This is a genomic window from Flavobacterium cellulosilyticum (genome assembly GCF_004349355.1).
In the GTDB taxonomy this organism is placed as follows: domain Bacteria; phylum Bacteroidota; class Bacteroidia; order Flavobacteriales; family Flavobacteriaceae; genus Flavobacterium; species Flavobacterium cellulosilyticum.
In genome coordinates this window covers 164,254-183,077 of record NZ_SMFK01000003.1, presented here as the reverse complement: position 1 = coordinate 183,077, position 18,824 = coordinate 164,254, and the positions used below count along the sequence as shown (strand labels likewise).

Sequence of the window (18,824 nt, the reverse complement as noted above, 5' to 3'; positions counted from 1 at the left end):
ACTATTTATTTTATGATTTCTGCCTTTACTTCTCCACATTTTAACATGGAAGCGCCAAAATAGGGGTTTGCTACTTTATTTTCTTTACTTAACCAATTTGCTCCTTTATCACTGTTTGCCATGGGGCAAAATTGTATATAGGAACTTTCTTTTAGAGGACTAAAAGATTTTGTCATGGCTATCATTACATTGGAAATGGGGATAAATGATTTTCGCATTTCTTTTATATCTTTGATATGGGCAGCATGTAAGGTATTTTTTTTCAATTCTGTATGGTACTTCATCCAGATTTTATGCGCATCACCTTTAAAGAGATTCATGTTTATTTTACTCAATGAATTTTCAAATTTGGCTATTGTCTTTTGTGCTCCGCTAAAATTATCCTTAGTTAACGCATCTTTCAACTCAAAATAATCTTCATACAAAGGCTGTAAGCTCGTTTTTGCATCTGAGCTAATAGTAGTTTTAGTAGTTTGTAAAGCCGTAGGTTTTTCATCTGGCACTGCGGCTTGGTCGCCACCATGATTGTGAGCGGTACTCGCTTTACCACCTTCGAGGTTCATCATACTAGGCTTACCTGCTAATTGAGCAGCAGCATCGATATTGAAAGTACCATTAGCGACAACTTCTTCACCAGCTTCTAATCCCTCCTCTATGAGATAATCATTGCCTAATAATGGGCCTAGAGTGACTTGTCTTAACTTGAAAGAAACTCCTTTTTCTGATTCGTTTTTAACGTATACTATGGATCGTTTACCAGTCCACATTACAGCCGATTTAGGAACGCTTAAAGAAGATTTGTTTGTAGCGACTCTCGAACTAATTGTTCCTGAGACAAACATTTCTGGTTTTAATTTTAAATTAGAATTTCTTACCTCCACTCTTGCTGTGGCAATGCGCGTACTAGGATTAATAAATGGGTCAATAAAAGAAATTGTACCAGAGAAAGATTCCCCTGGAAAAGAGGCAATAGTATAGTTCACTTGATCTCCTTTTTTAATCCAAGGAATGTCTGATTCATAAATTTCAAAAAGAACCCACACCGTAGATAAGTCAGCTACGTCATATAAGGTTTGTCCTCGTTGCACATAATCCCCAAGCTCCACATTTTTCTTTACAACATATCCTGAAACGTCAGCGGTGATGGGAAATTTATCTTGCGCTTTTCCTGAAGAAAGCACATTTTTTATCGTTGTTTCAGAAACTTTCCAATTTCTAAGCTTTTGCTTTACAGCTTCAAACAACTGTGGTTGTAGGTCTCTTATGCTATAGGCCTCTATAAGTTCTTGCTGAGCAGTAGCTAGTTCAGGGGAGTATACATAAGCAACGACCTGTCCTTTTTTTACATATTCGCCAGTAAATGTCACTAGAATTTTCTCAATTCTTCCTGGAATATGTGACGATTGACTGTACACGCCTTTTTCATTTACTTCTACTTTTCCATTAAGTGTGATTTCTTTTATTCCATCTGAATTTCCCACTTTATAAGTTGATACTCCAGCGATAATCATTGCTGATTCAGACATACTGATAGCGTCTGGATCAATATCACTATTGTCAGATGTTTCAAGCGGAATTAAATCCATACCACATATTGGGCAGGCTCCAGGTTCGTTTTGTCTTATTTGTGGGTGCATCGAACAGGTCCAAATTTGATCTTTCGTTATCGTTTCTTCCGAAGTTTTTTGTTCTTCTTTGGCGCTTCCGCCAAATAGAAGTGCACCTAATAACAACCCTAAAAGTAAAGTTGCTGCGAGTGCTATTTTTGTTTTTTTATCAAATGTCATAATTAAAATTGTTTTGCGGTTAGATAATCCAATTCAGCCAATTTTATATAAAAAGCGCTAGTACTTGCAAGCTCTAATTTTTTATATTTCAATAATTCTTGCTGCATGCGTAGTACTTCTTCAAAGTCTTTATTAGCATTGCTGTAATACGAAAATAATAAGTTCAAACTTTTCGACAATGTAACAACTTGATTACTATAGAGCTGTAATAACTCTTTTTCTTTTTCTAATTCAAAAATGAGTTTGTAGTAGGTACCATTTAATTTATTTTCTACTGCTTCTTTTTGAAACGAATAACTTTCTTGCATTAACTTAGCTTCTGAAGTTGCAGCTGTATATTTTTTTCTAAAAATAGGCAGACTCAAAGTGACCATTGGCATAATAACATCTTTACCAGAGTCGGGAAAATTATTCATTCCTTTATCTACAAGAACATAATCTAATCCAACGCCTAGTTTTGGCAAACCTTGTTTTATAGCTACCTCTACAGCAGCATTTGAAGCTTGCTTTTTTAATTCAAGTTCTATCAACAAAGGGTTTTGTGAAATGGAATCTTTGCGATATTGAAGTGGCAGTTCTACGATTTCAATTCCTTTGGAAACAATAACTTTCTCGTTATACTTCCTATTTAGAAGGCTGTTGAACCAAGAGGTCAATGCGGGTTCTTTTTTGTCTAAAATAGATATGTTAGTTTGAGCTTCTTTAATCATTAAGTCCACTCTTAATATGTCTACTAAATTTCCTTGCCCATTTTCTAATTTTGCTAAGGCAATCTTTTTATACGATTCCAATATTTGGATGTTTTCTCGTTCAATTAGCATTAAATTCTGCAATTCGTACAAAGGGTAATAAACAGTTGCCACTTGAGAAAACAATTGGTTTTTAGTATTTAAAAAAGCTTGATACTTACTGTCGGCAAGTAGAGCAGCAACATTTTTTTGTGCTTTTAAAGTACCAAACCAAGGAAACATTTGAGTCAATGAAAACTTCATGTTTTGGGGTCCCACTCGGGTTTCAACTGGTGAAATAAAATAACCCAGTGAGAAATTAGGATCGGGCAACGAACTCACTTGCGGTAACTTTTGCAAAGAAGCTTCAAAATCCTTGTATTTTGCTTTTAGCTCGGGGTTGTTTTCAGCGGCTACTCCGTAATAGTCTGTCAGCGATTGCGCGCTTAAATCGCAAACGGCAAACAATAGAGTCATTAATACTATTTTACGCATTTTGTTTGTTTTTATTTTTAATAACTGTTTCTCTCCAATAAGCTTGTAATACGGGTACAATAAACATGGTCATAATCTGAATTGTCATTCCTCCAAAAGTTGGAATGGCCATTGGAATCATAATATCAGACCCTTTTCCGGTAGATGTTAATACGGGTAATAGCGCTATAATTGCTACTGCAGCAGTCATCACAGCAGGACGTACACGCTTTTTACCCGCTTCTACAACCGCTTCTCTAACTGCAGTTACCGTTTGCGGATTTTTTTCTTCGAAAACTTGGTGAATATAAGTCCCCATAATCACCCCGTCATCAGTAGCGATTCCAAAGAGTGCTATAAATCCAACCCATACCGCAACACTTAAGTTAATAGGGTGCACCTGAAATAAATCCCGCATGTTCACATCTGCGACTGAAAAATTTAAAAACCAATCTTGGCCGTAGAGCCATAGCAAGATAAAACCACCAGCAAAGGCCACAAATACCCCCGAAAAGTGAATCGAAGAGGCAATAATAGTTTTAAACTGAAAGTAAAGCAGTAGAAAGATAATCACCAGACAGATAGGAATTACAATTGATAATCTTTTCATTGCTCTAACTTGATTTTCGTAACTTCCGGAGAATTTAAAATTCACACCTTGCGGTACTTTAAGTTCCCCCGAATCAATTTTAGCTTTTATCGCTTTTTGAGCATCATTCACCACGTCTACCTCAGCATAACTATCATTTTTGTCAAACAACACAAAACCAACTAAAAAAGTGTCCTCACTTTTAATGGCTTGTGGCCCTTTAGTATATTCAAATTTAACTAATTGCCCCAAAGGAATTTGGGCGCCAGTAGGAGTTGCTACTAAAATTTTAGCCAAAGCCTCGGGACTGTCTCTTAATTCTCTTGGATAACGAACGCGAATTGGGTAGCGCTCTCTACCTTCAACAGTAGAAGAGATTTTCATCCCCCCAATGGCTGTTTCAATCGTTTGCTGAATGTCTTCAACATTTAATCCAAATCTTGATATTTTTTCTCTATCGATATTTAAATGAAGGTATGGTTTCCCGACAATTCTATCGGCAAAAACGGCTTCTTTTTTAACGGAAGGAACTTCCTTAAGAATTGCTTCTAATTCTAAACCAAACTCTTCTATGGTTTGCAAATCAGGACCAAATACTTTGATACCCATAGGTGCTCTCATTCCGGTTTGGAGCATCACAAGTCGCGTTTCAATAGGCTGTAATTTTGGAGCCGAGGTCACTCCGGGAATTTTAGAAACTTTAATAATTTCGTCCCATATATCATCGGGTGATTTTATTTTGTCTCTCCAATTTCGATAAAATTCTCCGTTATCGTCTTCAATCAAGTTTTTGATGGTTATTCCTTGTTTCAAAGCATCAGCATGTGAAAGGCTATCGTTAGATTTTGTAATAAAACGATCTTTTCTATCGACTTTAAAGCGCATTCGATGCCCCTTTTCGTTTAGAATGTATTCCGGTTTATAGTTGATGATGTTCTCGTACATGGAGATAGGAGCAGGGTCTAAAGCACTTTCAACGCGTCCCAGCTTTCCTACAGCCATTTCGACTTCAGGAATGTGATTCAACATCATATCCAGCTGACCTATTACTTTTCGATTTTGCTCTACGCCCGAGTGTGGCATTGAAGTAGGCATTAATAAATAGCTACCCTCGTTGAGTGAAGGCATAAACTCAGAACCAATACCTGGAAAAGTATGAGAAGGAGCAGACCAAACTTTAGAATTTCTAATGTCCCAACCCACTTTTTCAAATCCGTTTGCTATAAATCCAAAAGTCGAATTGAATCCAACCCACACCATAAGACCAAATAGTAGTGTAACCAAGGGCAATAACATGAATTTGCCTTTATTTTCTAAACACCATATTAATACCGGCTCATAAAAACGAACGATACTTAATAAGGAGGATAGGATAATCCCCAGAAGAACTATAACGAAAAGATAGTTTCCAATAACGCTAATTTGTGGTCCCAAAGGCATCCACTCCTCAGTAAGAAAAAAAGAAACTATGAATAACACCAATACCAAATTGAAATGTTTAGTGTAGGCTTGGAATTTTTCTGGAATTTTGTGATTAAATAAATCATACAATCCCATTATACATAAGGCTAAGGGGAGTGCCATTTTAAAATAAATACTCAATAGAATTCCAGCAGCAATAAATACATAACCCCAAAAACGTTTTACTCTTTTTTTATCATAATTGATACCAAAGATGAGATGTGCTAGGGCAGGCAAAACAATTACACCGAGAATAAAAGCTCCTAATAAAGCGAATGTCTTGGTAAATGCTAAAGGCCTAAATAATTTACCTTCGGCTGATTCCATGGCAAATACAGGAATGAAACTAACTATAGTCGTTGCTAATGCAGTAGTAATTGCCGAGGCTACTTCAATTGTAGCATTATAAATTACTGTTAATAGTTTTTGACCTTTGGCGCCTTCGTTTTCTGGCATTTCTAAATGCCGAATAATATTTTCGATAAAGATAACCCCAACATCCACCATGACCCCAATAGCGATAGCGATTCCTGAAAGCGCGACAACATTAGCATCTACTCCTGAATAGCGCATTACAATAAAGGTCATCAATACTCCAACAGGTAATAAACTAGAAATAATTAAGGACGCTCGAAGATTAAATAATAAAATTAAAACCACAATAATACTGATTAGTATCTCATGTGAAAGTGCGGTCTCTAATGTGCCTATCGTTTCATGAATTAATTGTGTACGATCATAAAAAGGGATAATTGTCAATTGACTTTCCACACCGTTAGCTAAAGTTTTTTTAGGTAAACCAGAAGCAATCTCGCTAATTTTTGATTTCACTCCGTTAATCACTTCCAACGGATTAGAACCATATCTGGCGATAACCACACCTCCTACAGCTTCAGCACCTCCTTTATCTAAAGCTCCACGTCGCGTTTCTGGTCCTAGGGATACAACTCCTATATCTTTTATTCGAATAGGCACATTGTTGTTTACGGCTACAACTGCCAATTCAATGTCTTCAATATTTTTTATGTAGCCGAGGCCTCTTACCAGATATTCTGCTTGATTAATTTCGATGGTTTTAGCCCCCACATCTTTATTCGACTTTTGTACGGCAGTCATAACCTTAGCTAGAGGGATGTTAAACGCTTTTAGAGCATCGGGGTTTACATCAATTTGGTATTCTTGAACAAATCCTCCTATAGAAGCTACTTCTGAAACTCCCTTAACAGCATTTAATCCATATTTAATATAGAAATCCTGAGCTGTTCTTATTTCGTGTAAATCCCAACCACCAGTAGGATTTCCGTCTTTATCTCGTCCTTCCACTGTATACCAATATACTTGTCCCAATGCAGTTGCATCAGGGCCTAATGACGGTTTAACGTTTTCAGGAAGCAAGCTATTAGGTATGGAACTTAATTTTTCGAGAATTCTGGAGCGTGACCAATAAAATTCTATATCATCGTCAAAAATGATATAAATACTCGAAAAACCTAAAATTGAGTTACTTCTAATTGACTTTACACCTGGAATTCCCAGCATGTAGGTGGTTAAAGGATAGGATATTTGATCTTCTATATCTTGTGGAGATCTTCCGGGCCACTGTGTGAAAACAATTTGTTGGTTTTCTCCAATGTCGGGAATGGCATCCACAGACACCGGGCTTGAAGGTAAGAAAGGAATCTTCCAGTCGAAAGGAGCGGTTGCCATTCCCCAAAATATTATTACAAGAAGAATAAGTCCTGTGACTAATTTGTTTTCAAGAAAATATTTTATAGTTTTATTTAACATGTATTTTTAATTTATTTCTTCTTAATTGGAACTTATTTTTGATTACTATAATTAAAGTATATTTAATCAGCAATCAAATTAGATAATAATGTTCCAAAGGAAGAGTAAAGAATTTAGTAGTATTAAGATCTTGTGGCAATTATAAATAAAATGTAATCCTTTATTATTTTTCACTACATTTTATAACAGATCCATTACAAATCCAACTTTTCTTCTTCCTTATTAGGAGAACGATTATTATATTTATAATTCTTCTTTGATGACACCACATTTTGGCATTTTACTTCCCAAGTATGGATTTTTGATTTCTTTGATTTCACTTATCCAAATTGCGCCCTTCCCATCATCTGCCATTGGACAAAAATCTTGATATAGTTTTTGACCTGCTCCAAAAGTTTTTATCAAATCATTCATATCTTTACTCAACATGACAAAATGCTCTCTTTGGTGTTCAATTTTTCCAGAATTATTTCCAATGTGTTCCGCATGTTCTTTAGCATCCTCGGCTATATCCAAATATCCAGCTTTTAATGTTGCATCTATTGAATTGGAATTTACTTTATTGAAAGTTGCGTATAACACATTTCCAGCATCTGCAGCTCCTCTTGTATCGTCTTTCGTTAATGCATTTTTTAAAGTTAAATAATTACTGATAAGTTCTTTGATCGAAAAAGTACTTTGAGTAGCGGTTGCTATGACGTCTCCAGATTTAGTTTCGTTGTGCTGGTTTCCTTCTTGGTGTTCATTTGTTGATTCAGTTTGAGTTACAGGCTCAGTCACTTCCGAATTAGTTGCCCCTTCTTTGTTTTTTTGGTTACAAGAAACCATTACGAATGCCATTGCTATGGCTGAAAGAGTTATATTTTTCATTTTTTTAAATTTTAGTTTTGAAATGTTTTGAGCATTATTTAATTGTTTCCACTGTTTTACCACAACTTAGCATCATGGAACCATAATATGGATTCTTGACTACATTGTCTTTGCTTAGCCAATAAGCATCTTGCATAGGGCAATATTGATAATATGTAGGAGTTTCACTTTTTGAAACTTTCATTAATTCATAGGTATTTTGGGTAACTGATTTAAATAGATCTCTTTGACGTTTAATGTCCTGTGTTTCTGAAATAATTTTAATGTCATTAGTGAGTTCTTTTATCATTTTCATCCAAACCATGTGTTCTTCCATTTTTAAGTCCTCCATATTCAAAGTACTAATAGCTGTTAGCAGGTCTTTAGCTTTCATTGAAGCCATTTCAGCATCTGTTTTAACTAAGGCATCTTTTAATAAAAAATAATTGTCAAAAACAGGTTTTAAAGGACTTGCTGTTTTTTGTTTCTTATCAGTAATATCAGAATGTATATCGTGTTCGCTATGATTGGGCATAGTTTCCATATCTGTTTTTACAGCAGTTTTTAATTCTCGATCATATAGACAACAGTCGGAAAGTTTATTATATGCATCTTCTGGAGCTAGAAATTTTGCATTATCATAACCGGCCAATGCGATGCGTTTAAGGATTTCTTCTTCATTGGTTTTTTTAGCATCATAAGTAATCGTAGCCATTTTGGTGTCCTTATTCCAGTCTACTGAAGCTAATTTTTTAAGGTTTCCCGCTTTTTCTATGGAGGCTTTGCAAATGTCACAGTTACCGAATATTTTTACCGTTGCTGTTTTTGCATTTTTAATTTGCGCGTTGGAGACTACTACTGATAACAATAGAACTATTGTTATCACTGTTTTCTTTAGTGAATTCATTATGTAAATAATTTAATTTGAAAATAGCAGAAAACAATCAACAAATAGAATTTGAACTATTTGTTTAATAATTGCAATTAGCCGAAAAAGTAAATGATTTTAAAGCAGTGCTTGCTTTGAATTTGACATAGTTTTGGCTGTCAAAAAAGTAATTTAGCTTATTTTAGGTATAAGCCATATAGAAGAATATCCATCAGACGTAAAAGTTTCTGATTGATAAAATTTTTGTTTTTTAGTAGAAAAATTAAAACTATTATTTTTAATTTCTGATTGTATATAGGAAAAAATTCCAATGTTAACGACTGGAGTACTACATAATGCTTGTCCGCATTTTCCATTACATCCGTCGTGATTTTTACTTTTTGAATGGGACTCACAACAATCTTTCTTATCCATTCCAGAAGATATCTCTTTAGTGCAAGAGTGTTTTTTAGAATTACCTCCACAGGCAAAAGTAGGCGTTGGCATCAAAAAAATGCCAAGTATTACTAATACTAAAAGGTGGATTGTTTTCATATAAAAATATAGGTAATCAAAAGTAAAAAATATATATTTAAAACAGCATAAAAGTTTTGTTAATTTTTTTAATTAGGGGATTTAGTTTTCGAATATGTATTAAACAGAGCTTTATTGTAAATGACTATTTAAAAATATGGCTTTCGGATATTACTTATATACAAACCAAGGAAGGATTTGTATATCTGACGATTATTATGGACTTGTACGATTGAAAAATTATAGGCTGGAGTTTAAGTGATGAAATAAATACAAACGAAATCAGGTTTCGAACTTAAAATACGATGGTTAAAAGCCGAAATATTTAATAAAGCTTAATTTTTTACTTTGAAAGAGGTGTCCAATATGCGAGAAAAAAGTCTGTAAATGTTCTTGATTATTAGTATAATAAACCCGCAATATGAGCCGTAGAGGGAATTGTTAGGACAATGCTGCAGCAAAAAGCATCTTTAAATCCTTGAAAACTGACTCGAACGATAGCGAACTGGCGAAGCAATTGATTTATGGAAATAAACTAATTTCTAAAGAACAAATGAAACTGGAAACCTTAGAATATATTGAAGTTTGGTACAACAGAAAAAGAAGGTATTCTACTTTGAATTATCCAACTAATGAAGAATTTAATAATCAAAGTGACCAAATTTTCTTAACCAATTTAGAACAGTTGCATGACTTTGAATACCGTATTATTTTCGGGCTTGAGTAACGGATGTAAAACTTTTTTCGATTTAATTAACAATCTGAGGCTTTAGCGACATACTATAATCTCGCTGATTTCGCTTTACATAATTTGTTTTTTTTTCCATAACGATTGTTTTGTGTATCGTTATTTCAGGACGAGACAAAATCTCTTTGTTTTTTTGTGTATACACTAAACTAAGGTTGAGTTTTATTCTCCAAACCTAAAAAGCCTTTTTCATAATACTTTACGGTTTTCCGTGAATACATTAATATTTATTTCTTGTCTATAAAAACGTCTTTAATATCCATATCAAGAGCTTCACAGATTTTCAAAAGAGTAAAGAAGTGAAAGTCTTCTTTGCCATTTTCTATATCGCTAATCTTTGCTCTATCGAGTTTTGAGTCTTTATCAGCTAACTGTTGTTGAGTTAATCCTTTTTCTTTTCTCTTATTACGTATTGAATTTCCTATCTTTTTGTATATCTCGATAAAATTTTCTTGCATTTTTTAAAAAATATTTTGTGGTTTTATTGCCACATTAAAAAATAATATTATATTTGTTATAGCGAATTGATAATGAGACTTTAATAGTCATAATTCAAACGATGTTTTCTCGACTCAAAACGACCAATTTTACCTTCGAGAGTATCGTGAAGTCGCTCCATGTCAAAAAGTTTCTTACTTTTGCATACGGCATGCGAGCGGTTCTCACGTAAGCTTTAGGTGGTAACTTTTAAATCGAAAGATTTAGAAGACGGGTTTGGTCGCCCATGAGTCTAAAGTGTGAAACCGCTCCTTGCTTTTTTCTGCAAGTACCCTTCATACCAAGAAAGACATCGTTCCATAAACCTATAAATTATGAGAACGATTTTTTTATTTGCCAGCACGACCAAACCACCCTAACTACCTGCTAAAACAGGCTACCTTTTGTTGTCCCAAAACTGAAATAAACATGGTGTTGGGATAGGGAAACATTGAGAAGTACTCTTATCAAAGAAACTTCCGTAATCAGGATTTTAATACTGATGTGTTTACCCCTGTCTTAACACGTAAAATGGGAAATTATGAAAAATAATTCCATATATATACACTCAAATATTAAAATGCTTTTGACACCTAGATTTAAGCTTTTCCTCTTTAAACTCGCACTTTAAAAGTATTGTCTTTATTTCTATTTTCCAAATGTTTTTTTAAAACTTTTAGAGCTTTTTTCAGCAAGGGCAGCAAAAGGTTTTTTTAAACCTAAAATCCATAAATCATCATTCCCAATTAGGAAATCAACTTTTCTTAACCGGACTGGAATACTTATGCCAACAACGAACCATAAACAACAAACTATTAAACTATTAAAAAAACACCTGCACCGAAAGGTCCATTGAATAATCGCCTAGTTAATTTATTTTGAATTTGTTAGTAAAAGGTGCAGGCTTGTTTTTTGATGGTGAATTAAGAACAAAGGAAATAGATTCACTTATTTGAAATAACTCATAACCTAAAAACCAAAACCTATGACCCAAAACCCATTTTATAACCCCCATAAATTAATAAGATGAAATACTACAGACAAATTCAAGCTGTATTAATAGTGGCATTAATAGTACTGATATGCCTTTGGCTTTATGGCTGCAACAGTTGTACTTAGTGAAGAAAAAAGAGCAAAGAATATAGATGCCGCAGGCGTTTTTATTATTTTATTTTAAATGCAGTACAAAGAACAAAATATAAACCCAATTAAAATCCTACCTATGAATTAAAAGCACTAAAAAAAAAAGGCCCTCTAACTCGTCGGCAAACTTGACTAGAGGACCATCGCTAACAAAACTAACGTTTCACTTAACTATACCAATATTATGAAAAATTTTTCATTCTACAAGGGGCGGTCGGCTTTTTGGTACCTGATAATTATCGGGTTCACACTAAGCGGCACTCCTGCCTTAGCGAATAAGCTCCCGAGGCAAATGCAGTCTCCACACCAACAAAACCAAATAAACGGTACTGTCACTGATGGTACAAATCCTTTAACCGGTGTGACAATTTCCATAAAAGGAAAAAGAAACAGTACCGTTAGCTCTGACTTCAACGGGCAATATATTCTTTCGGCTACTGCTACAGATACTTTATTGGTCTCCTTTATAGGATTCAAAACAGCAATAGTTCCCATAAGCGGGCGAAAAATAGTCAACGTCCAATTGCAGGAAGACATCACCAGCTTACAAGAAGTTCGTGTCAATGCGGGCTATTATACTGTCAAGGAAAGTGAACGCACCGGAAGTATTGCTAAAATTTCTTCTAAGGACATAGAAAAACAACCCGTCACTAATATACTTGCAGCGATGCAGGGACGAATGGCTGGGGTTAGTATCACACAGGAAACGGGCGTTCCAGGTGGAGGTTTCAATATTAATATTCGCGGCGTAAATAGCCTCAGAACCGATGGCAATGCGCCGTTATACATCATTGATGGTGTTCCATATTCGTCTGATCCCATAAGCTACAGACAAACTTCGACGACAATTCCAGGAGAAAGCAATCCACTCAACAGTATTAATCCCAGTGATATCGAAAACCTAGAAATATTAAAGGATGCGGATGCAACCGCGATTTATGGCTCTCGTGGCGCTAACGGCGTGGTGTTAATCACAACCAAAAAAGGAAAAGCAGGTGTAACTTCTTTTACAATTAATACCTCCCACGCAACTGGCACGGTAACCCGAATGCTTGACATGATGAATACCCAACAGTATCTAAAAATGCGTAGACAGGCCTTTGCAAATGATGGGATTACGACTTATCCCTCTAATGCTTATGATGTGAACGGAAGATGGGACCAAAACCGGTATACTGATTGGCAAAAAGAATTGACAGGAGGTACGGCTGATATTTTAAGCATGCAGGGAACCGTCAGTGGAGGATCTGAACAGACTCGGTTTTTACTTAGCGGGAATTACAGGACAGAGTCTACCGTATTTCCTGGTGACTTTTTATACAAAAAAGGTGGCGCACATCTTTCTTTAGACCATAAATCCGAAAGTAATAAATTTCGCATCAGTTTTTCAGGAGGATATACAGCCCAGAAAAATGATTTGCCTTGGACTGACCTGACTTTATTATCGAGAAATCTTGCTCCTAACGCTCCAGCTCTATATGATGCTCAAGGAAACCTTAATTGGGAGAATAGTACTTGGCAAAATCCGTTAAGTAATCTGGAAGGTAAAAACAGATCAGAAACCTATGATCTGGTTGCTAGTACACTAATGACATTTCAACTGGCAAAAGGAATAGAATTTAAATCAAGTTTTGGTTTCACAGATCTTAGTAGCGATGCAAGTCGCACCGCACCGTCAACCATGTATAATCCTGCATACAACTATGGCAGTGAATATTCATCAATATTCAAGAATACTCTGGGGAGGCAGTCATGGATAGTAGAACCACAGCTAAATTGGCATAGTGCTTTCGGTCGCTCAGAAATAGACGTTTTGCTTGGCAGTACTTTCCAGAATCAGCAAACAAAAACACGAATTGAGGAAGCGTCAGGATTCACAAGCAACAGCCTGATTTATGACCTTACCTCAGCATCGTATTTATCAGTCGAAAGCGATGAAATGCTGGTCTATAAATATCAAGCATTTTATGGCAGATTCAATTATACATTTAGCAATAAATACATTCTTAACTTAACAGGACGAAGGGATGGTTCGAGCCGCTTTGGTCCTGGAAAACAGTTTGCAAATTTTGGTGCAATAGGCGCAGCATGGCTGTTTTACAGAGAAAAATGGATTGAAAACAATGTTAGTTTTCTAAGCTTTGGAAAATTACGAGGTAGCTATGGTACAACTGGCAACGATCAAATAGGCGATTACCAATTTTTAGATACCTATTCTTCTTCAGGTTATGAATATCAGGGTGTACATGGATTGCAACCACTACGCCTTTATAATCCAAATTTTGGTTGGGAAACCAACAAGAAACTCGAAGCGGCATTTGAACTGGGTTTTTTAAAGGATCGCGTTATGTTGACTACTGCTTGGTACCAAAACCGTTCCTCAAATCAGTTAGTGGGATTGCCACTGCCAGGGACTACAGGATTTACAACCATCCAATCCAACTTAGATGCTACGGTACAAAACAATGGACTTGAAATCACACTGCGCACGATTAACATTCAAAAGCCAAATTTTAATTGGACCACAAGTTTTAACCTTTCGGTAGCCAAAAATAAGTTGTTATCTTTTCCCGGTCTGGAAGGATCACCTTATAAAAATGATTACGTGATTGGTCAGCCCATCACAATAAGAAAGTTGTTCCATTCCACTGGAATCAACCCGCAAACAGGTATTTATGAATTTGCTGATATAAATGGAGATGGTCAAATATCCTACGCAGATGACAGAGAGACCGTTCGCAACTTCAGTCCAAAATACTTTGGTGGATTGCATAATCAATTCACGTACAAAGGCTGGCAACTGGATTTCCTGTTTCAGTTTGTAAAGCAGCTCAATTTTAACTTTGCTAGCACACAAGGATATGCTGGAACATTCCGCAACCAGCCTGCAGAAATTGTAAACAGTTGGACACAACCGGGAGATAATGCACAATATCAAATTTATACCTCAGGTGTAAATCAGGAGGCAATGCAGGCGAGCGAATATTATGCCGAAAGTGATGCAGCAGTAAGCGATGCCTCATATATCCGTCTTAAAAACATTTCACTTTCTTATGATCTGCCTCAGGAGTGGCTCAAAATTATGCACTGCAAAATTTCACTGCAGGCACAGAATATATTTACCATAACATCCTATAAAGGAGCAGATCCTGAATTTAGGGAAGCAGGGTTCCTGCCTCCATTAAGAATAGTATCAGCAGGATTTCAGTTTACATTTTAATTAAAAAATAGTATTATGAACCAAGAAATATACATTTTCGTAAAGAGAAACAAAACTATGTTATTCTCAGCTTGGCTTGTTGCATTGTGCGGCATCCTATTTAGCTGTGATAGCTTCGTGGATACAGACCAACCCAATTCGCAACTAACCTCTAGTGCGGTATTTGAGAGCAAAGCCACTGCTGAGGCTGCAATGACCGATATTTATGCACAAATAAGGGAAAATGGCATAATAACGGGCAAGCTTTCCGGCATTGGTAATCTGATGGGGAACTATAGTGATGAACTAATAGCATATGAAACTGGATCCTATTCGTCTGAGCCATTTTATAATAATTCAATACTGGCATCAAATGCTCTTATTTCTTCAATGTGGAACTCGGCTTACAATCAAATATATGCCGCAAATGCAGTAATTAATGGTGTAGATAATTCTATTGCCCTCGCAGTAGCAGACAAGAGCCAATTGAAGGGTGAGGCACTTTTTGTACGTGCGCTAAATCATTTCTATCTCGTCAATATTTTTGGTGATGTCCCTTATGTTGCAACTACTGACTATAAAGCAAATAGCGTGGCAACCCGGATGACAACAATTGAGGTGTACAATAAAGTCATAGCCGACCTGAAAGTAGCAATTGACTTGTTACCCCAAGATTATGTAAGTGCAAACAGGGTGCGTCCAAACAAAGCTACCGCACAGGCTTTACTGGCTCGTGTATATTTGTATACTGGTGCTTGGTCAGAGGCTTCTAATATGGCTTCTGCAGTTCTTAACAATGAATCGCTTTATGTTTGGGATGAAAACCTCGATAATATTTTCCTGAAGGAAAGCACCACAACCATCTGGCAATTGGCGCCTGCCTACGAAGGGCACAATACTGAAGAAGGTATGGTGTTTATTTTTTCCTCAGGACCGCCGCCAACTGTCGCACTTACTAATGAGTTAATGTCATCTTTTACAGCTGGAGATCTGCGGAAAAGCCATTGGACACTAGCAGTGACAGACGGTACCGATACTTGGTATCATGCATTCAAATATAAAGAGAAGACAGATACCGGAGCAACAACCGAATACTCCATAATTTTTCGCCTTGCGGAACAATACTTGATTCGCGCCGAGGCACGGGCGCAACAAGGAGACTTGATTGGCGCAAAAGAAGACTTGAATAAGATTAGACACACTGCGGGGCTAACTGATACCTCTGCTGATAACGCAAGTGACATCGTAGATGCAATAATTAAAGAGAGAAGGCTGGAATTTTTCACCGAACACGGACAGCGTTTTTTCGACCTAAAACGCACTGGCAAACTTGATGCAGTAATTGGCAATAAACTGGGCTGGAACAGTAGTGATTCTCTTTGGCCGCTTCCGCAATCGGAACTTCAGGTAAATCCATACCTCAAACCTCAAAATCCAGGCTATTAAATGAATCAGATACAAAATAGTTTGTTGCTGCAACACATAAAGTTCTGCAACAAGCACTTAGCGATACGGCAGAAGTTACCGCCTAAATTGGCTTTATACGTGTTTTTTTGGTTGGTTTGCTATCCGGTATTCGGACAGGTTCAGCCAAAAGCACCGGTAACCGAGGCAGATTACCACCTCTGGGGAACATTATATTTTGATAAAATTTCAGACCTTGGAAATTGGGTAAGCTATCGAATGGATTACGACGAGCACCCGGATACACTGTTCGTGAAAAATGCTGCTGCCACGACAACCCACAAATTTCCGGAGAGTACCACTGGAACTTTTAATAAAGAATCACAGTTTGCCTGTTTGGTTCCTGGAAAAGGACTTGAGTTACTCAATATGGAAACGGCTTCAAGAAAATTTATTCCGAGTGTAACGTCCTTTTTATTTACTACAAATGGTAAGTTTCTGATAACACAAAACAGGGCTGCTTCCGTAAATTGGGTTTGCATAAGGGATACCAATGGTAAAATACTTGACAGTATTATTGGTGTTAGTAGTTATAAATTAAATCCTGCAGGCGATACTATGCTGTGTTCAGTAACGGAGGGTAACAACAATAGCATTGTTCAGATAACGATGCGCAATTTAATAGCAAAAAAGATTATTGTTCAGGACAAAGCTGGCACATTTACAAACATGGTCTGGCAGAACAGTGGGCAAAGCTTTGCTTTCCTGCAACACTTAGGGGATGCTGTTTCTGGCAATGAAAGAAATACCGTTTTTTATTACAGATTGAAAGAGCAAAAAATGTATCATTTTGAGCCAGAAAGAATAAACAACTTTCCTGATGACCTTCGCATAGCTAACGGATATGAAAGCAGACTTACTATTTCTGATGATGGTAGCAAGATCTTTTTTGGCTTGATAAAAAAAATACCGACAGCAGAATATGCAGATAATGAAGTGCAAATTTGGAATGGCAATGACAAGCGTCTTTATCCACAAAGAAAAGAATACCGCGATTGGGAAATCATTGCCAAACTTGCCGCTTGGTGGCCACGTGAAAACAGTTTTATTCAAATTGCCAGTGATGATAAACCATTTGTTGTTTTAGATGGGAAGCAGGAATACGCCATAACCTTTAATCCGACGGATCGGGAACTACAATACAAGCTGTATCCGAATACAAATTTTTTCCTAACAGAACTTAAATCAGGTAAAACTAGGTTGTGGCTTGAAAACCAATCTACAGATATGAATAATTTGAGCATTTCTCCAGATGGCAAATATGCTGCCTATTTCACGAAAGGAAACTGGTGGATTTACAGTTTTTCAGCTGGTACTTACACGAACGTCACAAAAAAAATGAACCTAGCACTATTAAGTGAAGAAAACGGGGAACCAACCTCCTTTGGTGTTGAAGGATGGGGTCTTGATGGACAGACTATAGTATTACGTGATCAGTATGATCTATGGGAAATTACAACCAATGGATCTTCTTGTCAACGAATTACTTTTGGCATGGAAAAAGGGATTAGTTATAGAGTTAAAAGACCTGGAATCGATTTAAGTCGTAAAAGCAATTTTGATGGGTTTACAGGTTTAGCAATTGATGTTAACAATTTGCTTCTGGAGGCAACAGCTAAAGAAGATAATGGATATTTTATATTAGATCGAAAAAAAGGAATGTATCCCATAGCTTGGGGGACAGGCTTTATTTCAAATTTGGCCAAAGCCGAGGGTAATCATGTCTATATTTATCAGGAAGAAGATTTTGACCGACCTCCATCGTTAAAAATAAAAAATAGTAAAAATGATAAAGTAAATATCCTGATACAGAGTAATTATCAACATAAAAATTATCTCTGGGGAAAAGCGGAAGCTATTCACTATAGAAATTCAAAAGGCATAAAGTTAAATGGAGTTTTGTTCTATCCCGCGGCATATAATCCAGAAAAAAAATATCCGATGGTAGTACATATATATGAAAAACTATTTGACAGACTACATCGTTATTTTAATCCATCACAATTCAATATGGAAGGATTCAATATTGCGAATCTGACGGCCAAAGGCTACTTTGTATTGCTTCCGGATATTGAATACGAAATGGGAAATCCAGGTCTATCTGCAGCGGATTGTACTATAGCCGCAACGAAAGAAGTAATCAGAAGAGGATTAGTAAATTCTGATAAGATTGGACTGACAGGACATTCCTTTGGAGGTTATGAAACCAATTTTATTATTACCCAAACTGACCTTTTTGCAGCGGCAGTATCGGGTGCTGGAATATCTGATCTTAGGAGTCATTATCTTTCAATTGGCTGGCCTTTAGGTTCGGCCGAAATCTGGCGCTATGAAAGCCAGCAGCTCCGTATGAATAAATCACTTTTTGAGGATAAGGATGGTTATGACCGAAACTCACCTGTGGCACATGCAGATAGAGTAAATACGCCCTTACTATTGTGGAGCGGTGAAGAAGACAGACAAATACATTATTATCAAAGCATTGCTTTTTATCTTGCATTACAAAGATGCTTCAAGAAAGAAATTATGTTAGTATACCCAAGTGACCGCCATGTAATTTACGATAGATCACATCAAAAGGATCTTACACGTCGTATCGAGGAGTGGTTTGATTACTATCTAAAGGATAAATCAGAAGCAAAATGGATCGTAAATGGCACAAAATAAAACAACAATGCAGGCCGTTTTTAAGCCTGCATTGTTTTTAAAAAAGTT

Annotated in this window: 11 protein-coding genes; 4 read left to right on the top strand and 7 right to left on the bottom strand. The window is 36.4% G+C overall.

From position 1 onward, the window contains the following. Nucleotides 1-5: 5 nt before the first annotated feature. From E0F76_RS07210 to E0F76_RS07185, 6 genes are all read right to left on the bottom strand, one after another. Nucleotides 6-1,787, bottom strand: a complete 1,782-nt coding sequence (locus E0F76_RS07210; RefSeq protein WP_132003507.1) for an efflux RND transporter periplasmic adaptor subunit — start codon at nt 1,785-1,787, stop codon at nt 6-8. Nucleotides 1,788-1,789: 2 nt separating this feature from the next. After that, nucleotides 1,790-3,010 (bottom strand): TolC family protein, encoded by a 1,221-nt coding sequence (locus E0F76_RS07205; protein ID WP_132003504.1) that lies wholly within the window; start codon nt 3,008-3,010, stop codon nt 1,790-1,792. Continuing rightward, nucleotides 3,003-6,827: an efflux RND transporter permease subunit gene (locus tag E0F76_RS07200; RefSeq protein WP_132003501.1), complete on the bottom strand. Its 3,825-nt coding sequence runs from the start codon at nt 6,825-6,827 to the stop codon at nt 3,003-3,005. Before E0F76_RS07200 ends, E0F76_RS07205 begins: the two co-directional genes overlap by 8 nt. Nucleotides 6,828-7,070: 243 nt before the next feature. Beyond that, nucleotides 7,071-7,697 (bottom strand): DUF3347 domain-containing protein, encoded by a 627-nt coding sequence (locus E0F76_RS07195; protein ID WP_132003498.1) that lies wholly within the window; start codon nt 7,695-7,697, stop codon nt 7,071-7,073. Nucleotides 7,698-7,731: 34 nt separating this feature from the next. Further along, nucleotides 7,732-8,583, bottom strand: coding sequence for a DUF3347 domain-containing protein (locus E0F76_RS07190; RefSeq protein WP_132003496.1), 852 nt, complete (start codon nt 8,581-8,583; stop codon nt 7,732-7,734). Nucleotides 8,584-8,736: 153 nt separating this feature from the next. After that, a complete protein-coding gene (locus E0F76_RS07185) occupies nt 8,737-9,099 on the bottom strand; it encodes a hypothetical protein (RefSeq protein ID WP_132003493.1) in 363 nt (120 codons plus the stop codon). 457 nt (nt 9,100-9,556) lie between these two features. On the opposite strand from E0F76_RS07185, the gene E0F76_RS07180 reads away from it, so the two are divergent. Further along, complete coding sequence (locus E0F76_RS07180) at nt 9,557-9,805, top strand: IS3 family transposase (protein WP_165932656.1); 249 nt, start codon at nt 9,557-9,559, stop codon at nt 9,803-9,805. A 248-nt stretch (nt 9,806-10,053) separates the two neighbouring features. Here the strand turns inward: E0F76_RS07180 and E0F76_RS07175 are convergent, their stop codons facing one another. After that, complete coding sequence (locus tag E0F76_RS07175; protein ID WP_007139600.1) at nt 10,054-10,284, bottom strand: helix-turn-helix transcriptional regulator; 231 nt, start codon at nt 10,282-10,284, stop codon at nt 10,054-10,056. A 1,346-nt stretch (nt 10,285-11,630) separates the two neighbouring features. On the opposite strand from E0F76_RS07175, the gene E0F76_RS07170 reads away from it, so the two are divergent. Genes E0F76_RS07170 through E0F76_RS07160 form a run of 3 tightly spaced genes read left to right on the top strand, consistent with a single transcriptional unit; the run spans nt 11,631 to nt 18,776 of the window. Then, the gene (locus E0F76_RS07170; protein WP_165932655.1) at nt 11,631-14,666 is read left to right on the top strand and encodes a SusC/RagA family TonB-linked outer membrane protein; all 3,036 of its coding nucleotides are present in this window, start codon (nt 11,631-11,633) and stop codon (nt 14,664-14,666) included. A gap of 15 nt (nt 14,667-14,681) precedes the next feature. Then, nucleotides 14,682-16,091: a RagB/SusD family nutrient uptake outer membrane protein gene (locus E0F76_RS07165; RefSeq protein WP_132003484.1), complete on the top strand. Its 1,410-nt coding sequence runs from the start codon at nt 14,682-14,684 to the stop codon at nt 16,089-16,091. Then, nucleotides 16,092-18,776 (top strand): alpha/beta hydrolase family protein, encoded by a 2,685-nt coding sequence (locus tag E0F76_RS07160; protein WP_132003482.1) that lies wholly within the window; start codon nt 16,092-16,094, stop codon nt 18,774-18,776. Nucleotides 18,777-18,824 lie beyond the last annotated feature (48 nt).

Excerpts from the sequence above, each read along its gene's own strand:
- E0F76_RS07210 (WP_132003507.1), bottom strand. The coding sequence starts at position 1,787 with ATGACATTTGATAAAAAAACAAAAATAGCACTCGCAGCAACTTTACTT.
- E0F76_RS07205 (WP_132003504.1), bottom strand. The coding sequence starts at position 3,010 with ATGCGTAAAATAGTATTAATGACTCTATTGTTTGCCGTTTGCGATTTA.
- E0F76_RS07200 (WP_132003501.1), bottom strand. The coding sequence starts at position 6,827 with ATGTTAAATAAAACTATAAAATATTTTCTTGAAAACAAATTAGTCACA.
- E0F76_RS07195 (WP_132003498.1), bottom strand. The coding sequence starts at position 7,697 with ATGAAAAATATAACTCTTTCAGCCATAGCAATGGCATTCGTAATGGTT.
- E0F76_RS07190 (WP_132003496.1), bottom strand. The coding sequence starts at position 8,583 with ATGAATTCACTAAAGAAAACAGTGATAACAATAGTTCTATTGTTATCA.
- E0F76_RS07185 (WP_132003493.1), bottom strand. The coding sequence starts at position 9,099 with ATGAAAACAATCCACCTTTTAGTATTAGTAATACTTGGCATTTTTTTG.
- E0F76_RS07175 (WP_007139600.1), bottom strand. The coding sequence starts at position 10,284 with ATGCAAGAAAATTTTATCGAGATATACAAAAAGATAGGAAATTCAATA.
- E0F76_RS07170 (WP_165932655.1), top strand. The coding sequence starts at position 11,631 with ATGAAAAATTTTTCATTCTACAAGGGGCGGTCGGCTTTTTGGTACCTG.
- E0F76_RS07165 (WP_132003484.1), top strand. The coding sequence starts at position 14,682 with ATGAACCAAGAAATATACATTTTCGTAAAGAGAAACAAAACTATGTTA.
- E0F76_RS07160 (WP_132003482.1), top strand. The coding sequence starts at position 16,092 with ATGAATCAGATACAAAATAGTTTGTTGCTGCAACACATAAAGTTCTGC.